Raw genomic sequence first — 14,275 nt, 5'->3', positions numbered from 1 at the left:
GCCGGCGCGTCCGTCCCTGAGGGAACGACTGTCAAGATCGGGTGGAGGGCGTCCGCCACCTGCCGCAGCGCCTCGACGTGCTCAGCGTCGTGGACAACGTTCGCGCGCGCCCGCACCGGCCAGCCGTCCCGCCCAGCAGCACCGCGCGTCTCAGATCGTGAGAGGCGAGGAAATCCGCTTTGGATATTCATCCACACTCATGCATAATCTTGCTTACCCTCCGGAAGGATGAGCATGGGAATCAGGGCGGCGGTCGCCGGCGCCAGCGGCTACGCGGGCGGTGAGGTGCTGCGCATCCTCGCCGGCCATCCAGGGTTCGAGATCGGTGCGCTCACGGCGGGCTCCAACGCCGGCACCGAGCTGGGGGCGCACCAGCCCCACCTGCGATCACTGCGCGGCCGGGTGCTGGCCGAGACCACCCCCGAGACGCTGGCCGGTCACGACGTGGTCTTCCTGGCGCTGCCCCACGGGCAGTCCGGTCCGATCGCCGAGGGGCTGGGTGCGGAGGTGCTGGTCGTCGACTGCGGCGCCGACTTCCGGCTGGCCGACCCGGCCGACTGGGAGCACTTCTACGGCTCGCCGCACGCCGGCACCTGGCCGTACGGCCTGCCGGAGCTTCCCGGGCAGCGCGACGTCCTGCGCACCACCCGGCGCATCGCGGTGCCCGGCTGCTACCCGACCTCGGTCACGCCAGCGTGGCGATGTTCCCCGCCTTCGGCGCCGGGCTCGCCGAACCGGACGTGGTGGTGGTCGCGGCCTCCGGCACCTCCGGCGCGGGCCGCGCCCTCAAGCCGAACCTGCTGGGCAGCGAGGTCATGGGGTCGGTCGCCGCGTACGGCGTGGGCGGCGGCCACCGGCACACCCCGGAGATGATCCAGAACCTCAGCGCCGTCGCGGGTGAGCCGGTCACCGTGTCGTTCACCCCAACGCTGGCGCCGATGAGCCGCGGCATCCTGGCCACCTGCACCGCCAAGGCGAAGCCGGGCGTCACTGCCGCGGCGCTCCGCGAGGCCTACCAGGACGCCTATGACGGCGAGCCCTTCGTGGGCCTGCTGCCTGAGGGGCAGTGGCCCGCCACCTCCATGACTTTGGGCGCCAACAGCGCGCTCGTCCAGGTCGCCCTCGACGAACGCGCCGGGCGCGTCGTCGTGGTCGCCGCCATCGACAACCTCACCAAGGGCACGGCCGGCGGCGCCGTGCAGAGCGCCAACCTGGCCCTCGGCCTCCCCGAAGAACTCGGACTCACCACGATCGGAGTGGCACCTTGAGCGTCACCGCCCCCCAGGGCTTCCGCGCCGCAGGCGTCGTCGCCGGACTCAAGGACAGCGGAGCCCGCGACCTCGCCCTCGTCGTCAACGACGGGCCGTCCCGTGCGGCTGCGGCGGTCTTCACCCGCAACCGCGTGAAGGCCGCGCCGGTGTTGTGGTCGGAGCAGGTGATCAAGGGTGGGCGCGTGCGCGCGGTGGTGCTCAACTCCGGCGGCGCCAACGCCTGCACAGGGCCCGCAGGGTTCCAGGACACGCACGCCACCGCCGAGACGGTCGCCGAGGCCATCCAGGACTCGGCCGGGGAGATCATGGTCTGCTCGACCGGCCTGATCGGCGAACGGCTCCCGATGGACAAGCTGCTGCCGGGCATCTCGGTCGCGGCTGCGGGGTTGTCGCGCACCGACGGCGGGCTCGCCGCCGCCGACGCCATCCGTACCACCGACAGCGTCGCCAAGATCGCGTTCCGGCAGGGCGCGGGCGGCTACATGATCGGTGCGATGGCCAAGGGCGCGGGCATGCTCGCCCCTTCACTCGCCACGATGCTCGCGGTCGTCACCACCGACGCCGACCTGGACGCGGTCGCGCTGGACCGCGCCCTGCGCTCGGCCACCGCGGTGACGCTGGACCGGCTCGACTCCGACGGCTGCATGTCGACCAACGACACGGTCCTGCTGATGGCGTCCGGCGCCGCCGGGGTGACGCCTGACGAGGTAGAGTTCACCGAGCTGCTCACTGACGTGTGTGCCGACCTGACCCGGCAGCTTCTGGTGGACGCCGAGGGCGCGTCCAAGGCCATCACGATCGAAGTCGTCGGTGCCACCAGCGACTTCGACGCGGTCATGGTCGGCCGTTCCATCGCCCGCAACAACCTGCTCAAGTGCGCCATCCACGGCGAGGACCCCAACTGGGGCCGGGTGTTGTCCGCGGTCGGGACCACCGAGGCGGTCTTCGACCCCGACGAGGTCAATGTCGCGATCAACGGCGTGTGGGTCTGCCGGAACGGCTCGTTCGGCGACGACCGCGACAAGGTGGACCTGCGCCCGCGCGATGTCACGATCACCGTCGACCTGTCGGCGGGCCCCAACAGCGCGACCGTCTGGACGACCGACCTCACGGCGGACTACGTCCACGAGAACTCGGCGTACTCGACATGACGTCCACCGAGCAGACGAGCAGTCAGGCGAACGGGCAGGCGAGCGAGCTGAGCGCCATCTCCGGCGCGAGGATGCGCAAGAACCGGGCCGGCGTCATGTCGAAGGCCGAGACCCTCATCAAGGCCCTGCCGTGGCTGGAGCGGTTCCACGGCACCACCGTCGTGATCAAGTACGGCGGTCATGCGATGACCGACGAGGAACTGCGCCACTCGTTCGCCGAGGACGTGGTGTTCCTGCGGTACGCGGGCCTGAAACCGGTCATCGTGCACGGCGGCGGCCCGCAGATCAACGCGGCGCTCGACCGGAACGGCATCGAGTCGCACTTCACCGCCGGGCTGCGGGTCACCACACCCGAGGCGATGGAGGTCGTCCGGATGGTCCTCGTCGGCCAGGTCCAGCGGGACGTGGTCGGGCTGATCAACCGGCACGGCGCGTTCGCCGTCGGCATGTCCGGAGAGGACGCCAACCTCTTCACCGCCGAGCGCAAGTTCGCCGTGGTGGACGGCGAGCCGGTCGACATCGGGCAGGTCGGCGAGATCGTCGAGATCCAGGTCGGCGCGGTGCGTGCGATGCTCGACGACGGCCGGATCCCGGTGGTCTCCAGCATCGCCCGCGGTGACGACGGCGAGATCTACAACGTGAACGCCGACACCGCCGCGGCCGCCCTGGCCGTCGCGCTGGACGCCACCAAGCTGGTCGTGCTGACCGATGTCGAGGGGCTGTACGCCGACTGGCCCGCCAGCGACGACGTCATCGACGAGATCTCCACCGACGAGCTGGCGGTGCTGCTCCCCGGGCTGTCCGCGGGCATGGTGCCGAAGATGGAGGCCTGCCTGCACGCGGTACGCGGCGGGGTGCCGCAGGCGCACGTCCTGGACGGGCGGGTCCTGCACTCGCTGCTGCTAGAGATCTTCACTGACGAGGGAATCGGCACCATGGTCCTGCCCAGCCCGGGTGGCCCAGTCAAGGAACCAGATGAACCGGTCGATGGAGGGGTGACGGCGTGAGCGCCGAGGACCTGCGGAAGCGGTACGAGGCCGCGTTCATGCCCAACTACGGCGTCCCGCCGCTGGTGCTGACCGTCGGGCAGGGCTGCGTCGTCTGGGACGCCGACGGCAAGGAATACCTCGACCTGATCGCCGGGATCGCGGTCAGCTCACTCGGGCACGCCCACGAGGGGCTTGGCGAGGCCGTCAGCAACCAGGTGATGTCGCTGGCCCACACCTCCAACCTGTTCATCAACGAGCAGGAGGTGCTGCTCGCCGAGAAGCTGCGCGAGCTGCTCGGCGGCGAGGGGAGGGTCTTCCTCGCCAACAGCGGCACCGAGGCCAACGAGTGCGCGCTCAAGCTCGCCATCAAGTACGGCAAGTCCAACGGCCGGACGTACTTCGTGGCCGCCGAGAACGGCTTCCACGGCCGTTCGATGGGCGCTCTGTCGCTCACCGGCAAGCGGTCGATCCGCGAGCCGTTCGGCCCGTTCGCGATCGACGTGCGGTTCGTCCCGTACGGCGACGCCGAGGCGCTGCGAGCGGCGGTCACCGACGAGTGCGCGGCGGTGTTCCTGGAGCCGACGCAGGGCGAGGCAGGGGTCGTGCCGCCCCCGGACGGCTACTTCGCCGCCGTGCGCGAGGTCTGCGACGCGACCGGAGCGCTCTTCGTCGCGGACGAGATCCAGTCCGCCATCGGCCGGACCGGAGCCTGGTTCGCCCACCAGCACGAGGGAGTCCGGCCCGACATCCTCACCCTGGCCAAGGGCATGGGCGGCGGGCTGCCCATCGGCGCGTGCATCGGCTTCGGCCCGTACGGCGAGCTCTTCGCCAAGGGCGACCACGGCACCACGTTCGGCGGCAACCCGGTGGCCTCCGCCGCCGCGCTGACCGTGCTGTGGACGATCGAGAAGGAGAACCTGCTCGACCACGTCACGGCCGTCGGGACGCTGCTCAAGGACGGGCTCGCCGCCATCGACCATCCGCTGCTGGCCGGGGTCCGCGGCCGGGGCCTCTGGCTGGCCGCGGTGCTGGCCCCGGGTGCCGGGCCGGCGGTCGAGGCCGCCGCGCGGGAGGCCGGATTCCTGGTCAACGCGGTGCAGCCGGACGCGATCAGGATCGCTCCGCCCCTCATTCTCACCCGCGAGCAGGCACAGTCGTTCGTGGACGCCTTCCCGGCGATACTTGACGCGGCCTCCGACGCCAACGCAGACGCCCTGAAGGAGAACTGACAGCCATGGTCCGGCATTTCCTGCGGGACGACGACCTCACCCCCGCCGAGCAGGCCGAGGTGCTCGCACTGGCCGCCGCCATGAAGCGGGATCGGTTCGCCCACCAACCGCTCGCGGGACCGCGGTCGGTGGCGGTGCTCTTCGACAAGCCCTCCACCCGTACCCGCATCTCGTTCGCCGTCGGCATCGCCGAGCTGGGCGGCAACGCGCTGGTGCTGGACGCCGGCACCAGCCAGCTCGGCCGCGGCGAGACGATCGCCGACACCGCCCGGGTGCTGGAGCGGCAGGTCAGCGCCATCGTGTGGCGGACCGGCGGGCAGGACCGCATCGAGGAGATGGCTGCGGGCACCACGGTGCCGGTGGTCAACGCGCTCACCGACGAGTTCCACCCCTGCCAGATCCTGGCCGACCTGCAGACGGTCCAGGAGGTCAAAGGCTCCCTGGCTGGGGTCACGCTCGCCTACTTCGGAGACGGCGCCAACAACATGGCGCATTCCTACCTTCTGGGCTGCGCCACAGCCGGGATGCACGTCCGGATCGCCGCGCCGGAGTCCCTTCCGCCGGACCCGGCGATCACGGCGAAGGCCACGGAGATCGCTGCGGCCACCGGCGGCTCGGTGACCGTGACCGCCGACGCCAAGCAGGCGGCCGCCGGAGCGGACGTCCTGGCCACCGACACATGGGTGTCGATGGGCCAGGAGGGCAAGGGCACCGAGCTGTACGAGCCGTACGCGGTGAACGAGGAACTCGTCGCGCTGGCCGCCGCCGACGTCGCCGTGCTCCACTGCCTGCCTGCCTACCGCGGCAAAGAGATCGCCGCCTCCGTCCTGGACGGTCCGCACAGCGTGGTCTGGGACGAGGCCGAGAACCGGCTCCACGCGCAGAAGGCGTTGCTGACCTGGCTGCTGAGGTCGGGAGGCGCGCTGACATGACCACACCGATGACCAAGGCGGCCCGCCACGCGAAGGTGATCGAGCTGCTGACCCGCCATCCCGTGCACTCGCAGGGCGAACTCGCCAAGCTGCTCGCCGACGAGGGCTTGGAGGTCACCCAGGCCACATTGTCGCGCGACCTGGTCGACATCGGTGCCGTCAAGCTCCGCGCCGACGACGGCAGCCTGATCTACGCGGTGCCCGGCGAGGGCGGCGAACGGATCCGCCTGACCCGAACCGGCGCCACCGAGACGTTCGCCGGCCGGCTCACCCGGCTGGCGGCCGAACTGCTGGTCGCCGCCGAGGCCTCGGCCAACTTGGTCATCGTGCGCACGCCGCCGGGGGCCGCCCAGTACCTCGCGTCCGCCATCGACCACGCCGAATGGCCGACGATCCTCGGAACCGTCGCGGGCGACGACTCGATCCTGGTGATCTCCCGTGCTCCGGACGGCGGGGAGGAACTCGCCCAGGCCCTCCTCCGCCTGACCAACAACCGCGAGCGACGAAGCTAGGGCCCCAGCGCGGGCCCGGCCCCAGCTCCCAGCCCTCATGCGTGAGGCATCAGCTTCCAGCCCTCGTCCATGAGGCATCGTCGTACAGCTACGATCTGGCTACGTACGACACATGCGAGATCGCGGCCGAGCAGGCCTGACAGACCGCCTGCCGTCCGGTCGCCCGCGGCTCTCTCCGGGAGTCGCAGGCGATCATGGCCGGTACGCGGTAGAACCGATTCATCAGTGGTGGGAAGTAGAGGATTTCCGTGACCAAGGCACCGACGCGACTGTGGGGCGGCCGGTTCGAAGGCGGCCCGTCGGACGCGCTCGCGCGGCTCTCGGTGAGCGTCCAGTTCGACTGGCGGCTCGCTCCGTACGACCTGATGGGCTCGCGCGCGCACGCCCGCGTGCTCAACCGGGCGGGGCTGCTCACGGGCGACGAGCTGGAGCGCATGATCGGTGCTCTGGACGACCTCGAAGAGGCCTGCAAGTCCGGCGAGTTCCGGCCCACCGTCGCCGACGAGGACGTGCACACCGCACTCGAACGCGGCCTGCTGGAACGCCTCGGCGCGCTGGGCGGCAAGCTCCGCGCCGGCCGCAGCCGCAACGACCAGGTCGCCACCGACCTGCGCCTCTACCTGCGCGACGCCGCCCGCCAGATCGTCTCGCGGGTGGTCGAGCTGGAGACGGCCCTCATCGCCCAGGCCGACCACAACCTCGGCGTCGCCGCCCCCGGCATGACCCACCTGCAGCACGCGCAGCCCGTGCTGTTCTCCCACCAGCTGCTGGCGCACGTGCAGCCGCTCACCCGCGACGTCGAGCGCCTGCGCGACTGGGACAAGCGCGCCGCCGTCTCGCCGCTGGGCTCGGGCGCCCTGGCGGGCTCGTCGCTGCCGCTCGACCCGCAGGCCACCGCCGCGGAGCTGGGCTTCGACTCCGCCGCCGCCAACTCGATGGACGCGGTCAGCGACCGTGACTTCGTCGCCGAGTTCCTCTTCGCCGCCGCGCTGATCGGTGTGCACCTGTCGCGGCTCGGCGAGGAGATCTGCCTTTGGGCCTCGCAGGAGTTCCGGTGGATCGAGATGGACGACACGTACGCCACCGGCTCGTCGATCATGCCGCAGAAAAAGAACCCCGACGTGGCCGAGCTCGCGCGCGGCAAGGCCGGGCGACTCATCGGGCACCTGGTCGGCCTGCTCACCACGCTCAAGGGCCTCCCGCTCACCTACAACCGGGACCTCCAGGAGGACAAGGAGGGCGCCTTCGACGCCGTCGAGACGCTCCTGCTCGTCCTGCCCGCGATGTCCGGCCTGATCGCGACGATGCGGGTCAACACCGAACGCCTGGAAGCACTGGCCCCGCAGGGCTTCGCGCTCGCCACCGACCTCGCCGAGCTGCTGGTCCGGCGCGGCGTGGCCTTCCGCGACGCGCATGAAGTGGTGGGCCATCTCGTGGTGTGGTGCCAGGTCAACGACAAGGACATGGACGAGCTCACCGACGACGAACTGGCGAAGGTGTCCCCGCACCTGACCCCGGACGTCCGCGAGATCCTCAACGTCCCCGGCGCACTGGCCTCCCGTAAGGCCTTCGGAGGCACGGCCCCCGACCGCGTACGCGAGCAGGCCGACACCCTGCGGACCCTGGTCAACGACCACGCCTCCTGGGCCGCCCGAGCCGACACCCCCTGACCCGCCCTGCCACCGCAGGACCGGCATGAGCGTGGCGGGGATTATTGGCCTCACCGTGATGCTCGACGATAGGGGACATCGATCGGCCATCGTAACGAGTTCCCCCGCTTGAAGGCGGGGGCCTTCAGCCCAAGTGGTTGAGGCCCGTTGTTACCAGCCCGAGCCAACACGTATGTAGGAGGTGATCTAGTTGGCTACGTTCCGTTCAGGACAGCAGACCCACCCCGCCGTGCCTCCTCAGCGGCGGGCTCTGGAATCGGCGTCAGCAGACATGCCCGGGAGCAGGCACGAAACGGGGCGCCGGCGCTCTGCCCGTCAGGGTGGGGCATCCGGTGCGGGACATGGGCGAGAGGAAACCAGCGCCGGGTGTTCACCTACGCCCGCTGGGACCCCTGACCGCCAGGTTGGGGAGATGCCGCGTGAGCGGCACCCATCTGTCCGTCATCCGTCGGTGTTCGTGCTGGACTCGCGCGGCATCCCGTTGCAGCCCTGCCATCCCGCCAGAGCGCGGGAGCTGCTGCGTAAGGGCCGGGCGGTCGTCGTCCGACATACCCCGTTCGTCATCGGTTTGAAGGACCGCACGGCCGCCGAGTCGCAAGTGGACGGCGTCGAGGTCGGCGTCGACCCTGGGTCCAAGCACACCGGGATCGCGTTGTTCACCGCCCAAGGCGGGGAGCGGCGCGGCCGCTACAGCATCCAGCTCGACCATCGGGGCGCCACCATCGGCAAGAAGATTGAGCAGCGCGCCGCCTACCGGCGGCGTCGGCGGTCGAAGAACCTGCGGTACCGCGCGCCGAGATTCCTGAACCGCAAGCGGCCGCATGGGTGGCTGGCGCCGTCGTTGCGGCACCGGGTGGACACCACGGTGTCGTGGGTGGACCGGCTGTCGCGCTGGGCACCCGTACGGGCGGTGCATGTGGAGCGCGTCGCGTTCGACACCCACCTCCTCAGCGCCGGGAAGCCGCTGGAAGGCGTGGAATACCAGCAGGGCACCTTGCACGGCTACGAGGTCCGCGGCTACCTCCTAGCCAAGTGGGGACGGACCTGCGTCTACTGCGGCGCCACCGACACCCCCTTGAACATCGACCACATCCACCCCACATCCAAGGGCGGGTCGGACCGGGTGTCGAACCTGACGCTCGCGTGCATCCCCTGCAACCAGACCAAGTCCAACCGGCCGGTCACCGAGTTCCTGGCCGCCAGGCCGAAGGTGCTGGCCCGGGTGCTGTCGCAGGCCAAGGCGCCGCTGCGGGACGCGGCGGCCGTCAACGCGACCCGGTGGGCACTGTGGCGGGCCCTGGACGCCCGCCTGCCCACCCACACCGCATCCGGGGGCCGCACCAAGTGGAACCGCACCCGCAACGGACTGCCCAAGACCCACACCCTGGATGCGCTCGCCGTCGGGAAACTCGACGCCATCACCGAAACGGTGAGCCAGGTCCTGGTCGCGGGCTGCACCGGACGCGGCACCCACTGCCGGACCCGCACCGACAAGTACGGGTTCCCGCGCCTGAGGATGCCCCGCACCAAGACCTTCTTCGGCTACCAGACCGGCGACCTGGTCCGCGCGGTCGTCCCAACCGGTAAGAAGGCCGGAACCCACACCGGACGCGTCGCCGTCCGCGACAGCGGCTACTTCGACATCCACACCCGACACGGCCGCGTAGCAAGCATCGGCCGCCGGCACGTCCGGCTCCTGCAACGAGCAGACGGCTACGCCTACACCACCCAACCCGAACGGACCTCCGAACCGTGATCGGCCACCACGCCACACCAGCATCCGCCCAGAGGACGGGCCGCCGTCCCCTGACCTGCCCCGCAGAAGCTCCGTTTCCTCCCCGGCCTGAAGGCCGGAGTATCCACGGAGAAGACCGATGACCACGGAGCTGCTGCCGAGGGAGTTCTTCGACCGTCCCGTCGAGGAGGTGGCGCCCGCCCTGCTCGGGCAGGTGCTCGCCCACCGGAACGAGGACGGCGAGGTCCAGCTGCGGCTCACGGAGGTCGAGGCTTACGCGGGGCCGCTCGACCCCGCCTCGCACGCCTACCGCGGCCGTACGGAGCGAAATGCGGTGATGTTCGGCCCGCCGGGCTACTCGTACGTCTACTTCACGTACGGCATGCACTTCTGCGTGAACCTCGTCTGTGCCGAGCCGGGGACGGCCTCCGCCGTGCTGCTGCGGGCCGGTGAGGTGATCTCGGGCGTGGAACTCGCCGCGTCCCGGCGCCCGCGTTCGACCGTGCGTGACCTGGCACGCGGCCCCGCGCGGCTGTGCCAGGCCCTGGCGATCGGCCGGGAGCAGTACGGGCTGGACGTCTGCTCCCCGGACAGCCCCCTGCGGACGTTGGCAGGGGACCCGGTCCCGGCCGAGCTGATCAGCACGGGCCCGCGCACAGGGGTGAACGGCGCCAAGGAGACGCCATGGCGGTTCTGGATCGAGGGTGACCCCACGGTCTCCCCGTACCGCGCGCACGTTCCCAGGAAGCGCACGGTGGGGGCCGACGAAGTGATCACCAATGGGCGAGCCTGACGCGCGCCACGGACCCCGGCGACGGTGGCCCCGGGGCCTCGGCGGCGTCGCAGCGGGTCTGATCATCGGAATGATCGGCACCGCGATGGTGGCCTGGGCGGACGGCGAGCTGCGCGACACCAAGGTGATCAGTCAGGTCCGGCAACCCGCCTCGGTCCGTTATTCGGACGGTTCCATCCACCACGCCGGCGTCGTGCGCGTCCGCAGCTGGATCTTCCGCAGGCATCGGCCGTACGAGGTGGTCATCGGCAGGGACCCGGGTCTCTCGTACGGGCACAGCGTCACCTTCGCGGCGACCGGAGAGGGCGCGCCCCGCATCAGCGCTGCCGAGTGGAAGCAGGACGGGGTGCGGATCAAGCTCGACTCGGGACACGAGCTGTTCGTCCCGGCCCAAAAGTTCTTGGGCGGCCGGTGAATACCGTTACCGTGATCAGCGGCTCATCGGGCACCCTGGTGAGAGAACGACGGCAAGGCGGAGACGAGGGAGAACGTGACCGACATCATCGATGATCTCGCGTGGCGCGATCTGATCGCGCAGTCCACTGATCTGGGCGAACTGCGGGCACTGCTCGCCGCGGGGCCGGTCACGCTCTATTGCGGATTCGATCCGACGGCGCCCTCGCTGCACCTGGGCAACCTCATCCAGATCCTGACGCTGCGGCGGTTCCAGCAGGCCGGTCACCGGCCGATCGGACTGGTCGGCGGCGCCACCGGACTGATCGGTGACCCGAGCGGAAAGAGCGCCGAGCGGGTGCTCAACTCCGAGGAGACCGTCGCCGGGTGGGTCGAGCGGATCCGCGGCCAGGTGTCGAAGTTTTTGAGCTTCGACGACAGCCCAGCCGGCGCGCTGATGGTCAGCAACCTCGACTGGACCGGGCCGATGACCGCGATCGAGTTCCTGCGCGACATCGGCAAGCATTTCCCGGTGAACAAGATGCTCGCCCGGGAGACGGTCAAGTCCCGGCTCGACACCACCGGGATGAGCTACACCGAGTTCAGCTACGTGCTGCTGCAGTCGATGGACTTCCTTGAGCTCTACCGGCGGTACGGCTGCCGGTTGCAGACCGGCGGCAGCGACCAGTGGGGCAACCTCACCGGCGGCGTCGACCTCATCCGGCGAGCCGAGGGCGGCGTGGCGCACGCGCTGACGACGCCGCTGCTGACCAAGGCCGACGGCACGAAGTTCGGCAAGACGGCCGGCGGCGAGACCTACTGGCTCGACCCCGAGCTGACCTCGCCGTACGCGTTCTACCAGTTCTGGTTCAACGCCGACGACCGGGATGTGGAGAACTACCTCAAGGTCTTCAGCTTCCGGTCCCGCGAGGAGATCGAGGCCCTGCTGAAGGAGGGCGCCGAACGTCCCGCAGCCCGGGCGCCGCAGCGCGCGCTGGCCGAGGAGCTCACGACACTCGTCCACGGTGCCGATGAGACCGAACGCGTGATCGCTGCCTCGCGGGCACTGTTCGGGCAGGGATCTCTGGAGGAGCTCGACGAGCGCACCCTCGGTGCCGCGCTCGCCGAGGTGCCCCGTGCGGAGATCCTGCCGGGAGAGCTGCCGGCCGTGGCGGACCTGCTGGTCGCCTCCGGGCTGTGCAAGAGCAAGTCAGAGGCCCGCCGCACGATCGTCCAGGGCGGCGCGTACCTCAACAACGCCAAGGTCGAGGCCGAAGACGCCGCGCCGATCGCAGGCGACCTGCTGCACGGCCGCTACCTGGTCCTGCGCCGAGGGAAGCGGAACGTGGGCGGCGTCGAAGTGACCCGCTCCTAGGTAACACAACGAAGACGGGCCGGTCCGACGTGTCGGACCGGCCCGTCCGTGTCTACCGGGACTTCTACGGCATGTCGATGTTCGTCACCGTTCCCACCGGCGACCTTTCGGTTCGAAGGACTTCTGGATCCGCGGGCTTGGATTCATCGAACTGTTCTCCGTCCCGGGTCGACTGACTCACCTCCGGCGTGGGGCTTCCAGGAGGTCCTCCTCGTGCCCGCGGAGCAGGCGGGGGAGGCCCGGGCGATGAGCGTCAGTTTCTCGTGCGTCCTCAGCCAGCTCGACCAGATCGCGTCCCACTGCGAGGACCTCGTGCCGGGATGCACTAGCCGCCCGAAGGAAAGCCATGGAACCCCATCGAGTTGCCCGTCATCACCCTGAGAACGCGCGGATCGTGATGACCGCCGCCCAGCCACTCGATCCGGATAGCGCGCAGGCAGCCGATGACCAGTGATCCCACGAGCACGAACCGGCCGCTGGCCTCACCGTCGGCAGGGCGGCGGCGCTCATCGGGGTCAACGTCGAGACCCTGCACCACTGGGACACCATCGGCCTCATCCGCCCGAGCGGACGCACCTGGGCCGGGTACCGGGCCTACCCGGCGACGACGTCGCCCGGCTTCACCGGTTCCTCGTCTACAAGGAACTTGAGCTTCGGCTCGCCGAGATCGGCCGGATCCTGGCCGACCCGGACGCTGACGAGCGCGATCACCTGCGCTGGCAGCGATCTCAGCTCATGGAGCGAATCGCCCGCTTGGAGCACATGGTGAGCGCGGTCGACCGGATGCTGGCTGCATCGAACGCCGGGATGCGGCTGACACCGGAGGAGCAGGTCGAGACCTTCGGCGATGAGTGGGAAGCCCGCCTGGGTGGAGGTGGAGGATGCCGAGGACCGCTGGGGCGGCACCGCGCAATGGGCGCAGTACGCCGAGCAGGCCAGCCGGATGACACCGGCGGACTGGAAGGAGATCGCGGCTGGGACAGAGGCTCTCAACACCGACTTTGCCGCCACCAAGAAGGCCGAGATCTCCCCGGGCTTCGCAGAAGCGAACGCTCTGGCCGAGCGGCACCGCGCCTTCCTCTCGAGATACTTCGACTGCACCTACTCGACGCAGGTGTGCATAGCGCGGATGTCCGTGGATGATCCCCGCTTCGTGGCGTACTACGACGCGATCGTGCCGGGTCTGACGACGTGACCACGCGAGGTCATCTTGGCGAACGCCAAGTCCCACGGCGTTGACCTGGAATCCGCGACATGGCCGTGGCCCTCCGCGGATCGCCAAGGCTAGCCCGGTTCAGCAGCCACGCGGTCCTCCCAACCATGATCCGCCTGGCCACCGGGGTCCGGGAGGTCCGGCGCCCGTCGGTCATGCCGAAGGAGAGCACGTTGTCCAGCTGGCGTAGATGATCCTGCGCGAGCTGCAGAGCTCCCGGTTGTATCCGCCCTGTGGCGCCCTGTGGCGACGGAGCGACGAGCGAGCCCAGGGGAAGCTGCGCCGGTCAGGCCGACGAGGGCTGGCACAACCACGTGCGGTTGAGCGGGGAATCGACCCGGAAGAGCTCTATGAGGCGTGCAGAAGTCACCGCCGTCGGGCCACGCTCGCATGTACGTCTCATGGCAGAGGAAAACTTGGGTAGATCTGGATCACAATGCGGTCGCGGTGGGTACCGAGAAACGCTCTGAGCGCGGGATAATGGGCCTCTGAACAGGTAAAACGACATCCAGAAGACGGCCGGGCGTCGATTTGACGACCGTGGGGCATCGACCTAATGTCATACCTGCCCCACGGGGGAGCGGGACGCCGAGAGGTGGCCGGCCCCGGGGGGAACCTCCTCTAACTTCAAGGTCGCAGCCCGGCTGCGCCCTCGAATCGGTTGAGAAGGACCCAAGAAGCCCGAAAGCTTGACAAATCGGGCAACCTGGGTAAGCTTGAAGGGTTGCCCCGGAGCCGGGTGCCGCGGGAGCGGTGGTTCGGTGCGGTGGGTGTCCGTTTCTTGAGAACTCAACAGCGTGTTAAAAGCCAGTGCCTTTATAGGCCAGGCCGTCTTTGATGGTCTGGCCTCCCCGTGGCCATGGCCTCCTTTTGGGGGTTGTGGTCGGGGATTTCTTTGAGGCAAAGCGATCTTGTGATCGCATTGCTGGGATTTTTCTCTGAGGTTTGGCTCGCCGGTCTTTTTGGTTGGTGGGTCGTTAGACCTTGATGGAGAGTTTGATCCTGGCTCAGG

General features: G+C 69.6%; 12 protein-coding genes and 1 pseudogene. 12 read left to right on the top strand and 1 reads right to left on the bottom strand.

Annotated elements, in window-relative coordinates:
• Positions 1-234 precede the first annotated feature (234 nt).
• From argC to tyrS, 11 genes and pseudogenes are all read left to right on the top strand, one after another.
• Positions 235-1,268 (top strand): annotated as a pseudogene (gene argC, locus ACH34W_RS46875) (N-acetyl-gamma-glutamyl-phosphate reductase).
• Positions 1,265-2,422: a bifunctional glutamate N-acetyltransferase/amino-acid acetyltransferase ArgJ gene (gene argJ, locus ACH34W_RS46870; RefSeq protein ID WP_395967735.1), complete on the top strand. Its 1,158-nt coding sequence runs from the start codon at positions 1,265-1,267 to the stop codon at positions 2,420-2,422. Before argC ends, argJ begins: the two are co-directional and overlap by 4 nt.
• A gap of 71 nt (positions 2,423-2,493) precedes the next feature.
• Entirely contained in the window at positions 2,494-3,429 is a 936-nt protein-coding gene (gene argB / locus ACH34W_RS46865; protein ID WP_395967850.1) for an acetylglutamate kinase, read from the top strand.
• Entirely contained in the window at positions 3,426-4,640 is a 1,215-nt protein-coding gene (locus ACH34W_RS46860) for an acetylornithine transaminase (protein ID WP_395967734.1), read from the top strand. Before argB ends, ACH34W_RS46860 begins: the two co-directional genes overlap by 4 nt.
• 5 nt (positions 4,641-4,645) lie before the next feature.
• Complete coding sequence (argF, locus tag ACH34W_RS46855) at positions 4,646-5,572, top strand: ornithine carbamoyltransferase (RefSeq protein WP_395967733.1); 927 nt, start codon at positions 4,646-4,648, stop codon at positions 5,570-5,572.
• Positions 5,569-6,084: an arginine repressor gene (locus ACH34W_RS46850; RefSeq protein WP_395967732.1), complete on the top strand. Its 516-nt coding sequence runs from the start codon at positions 5,569-5,571 to the stop codon at positions 6,082-6,084. Before argF ends, ACH34W_RS46850 begins: the two co-directional genes overlap by 4 nt.
• A gap of 248 nt (positions 6,085-6,332) precedes the next feature.
• Positions 6,333-7,754, top strand: a complete 1,422-nt coding sequence (argH, locus tag ACH34W_RS46845) for an argininosuccinate lyase (RefSeq protein ID WP_395967731.1) — start codon at positions 6,333-6,335, stop codon at positions 7,752-7,754.
• A gap of 451 nt (positions 7,755-8,205) precedes the next feature.
• Complete coding sequence (gene iscB / locus ACH34W_RS46840) at positions 8,206-9,510, top strand: RNA-guided endonuclease IscB (RefSeq protein WP_395967730.1); 1,305 nt, start codon at positions 8,206-8,208, stop codon at positions 9,508-9,510.
• 118 nt (positions 9,511-9,628) lie between these two features.
• On the top strand, positions 9,629-10,282 hold the full coding sequence (locus tag ACH34W_RS46835; protein ID WP_395967729.1) for a DNA-3-methyladenine glycosylase: 654 nt from the start codon (positions 9,629-9,631) through the stop codon (positions 10,280-10,282).
• A gap of 70 nt (positions 10,283-10,352) precedes the next feature.
• Complete coding sequence (locus ACH34W_RS46830) at positions 10,353-10,697, top strand: hypothetical protein (protein ID WP_395967728.1); 345 nt, start codon at positions 10,353-10,355, stop codon at positions 10,695-10,697.
• A gap of 75 nt (positions 10,698-10,772) precedes the next feature.
• Positions 10,773-12,050 (top strand): tyrosine--tRNA ligase, encoded by a 1,278-nt coding sequence (gene tyrS, locus ACH34W_RS46825; protein WP_395967727.1) that lies wholly within the window; start codon positions 10,773-10,775, stop codon positions 12,048-12,050.
• A 325-nt stretch (positions 12,051-12,375) separates the two neighbouring features.
• Here the strand turns inward: tyrS and ACH34W_RS46820 are convergent, their stop codons facing one another.
• Positions 12,376-12,588: a hypothetical protein gene (locus ACH34W_RS46820; protein ID WP_395967726.1), complete on the bottom strand. Its 213-nt coding sequence runs from the start codon at positions 12,586-12,588 to the stop codon at positions 12,376-12,378.
• A 309-nt stretch (positions 12,589-12,897) separates the two neighbouring features.
• Here ACH34W_RS46820 and ACH34W_RS46815 point away from each other — a divergent pair, with 309 nt between their 5' ends.
• Complete coding sequence (locus ACH34W_RS46815) at positions 12,898-13,245, top strand: TipAS antibiotic-recognition domain-containing protein (protein WP_395967725.1); 348 nt, start codon at positions 12,898-12,900, stop codon at positions 13,243-13,245.
• Positions 13,246-14,275 lie beyond the last annotated feature (1,030 nt).

Source organism: Actinomadura sp. 6N118, assembly GCF_044326415.1.
Lineage (GTDB): Bacteria > Actinomycetota > Actinomycetes > Streptosporangiales > Streptosporangiaceae > Spirillospora.
This window is presented reverse-complemented; position numbering and strand designations above follow the sequence as displayed.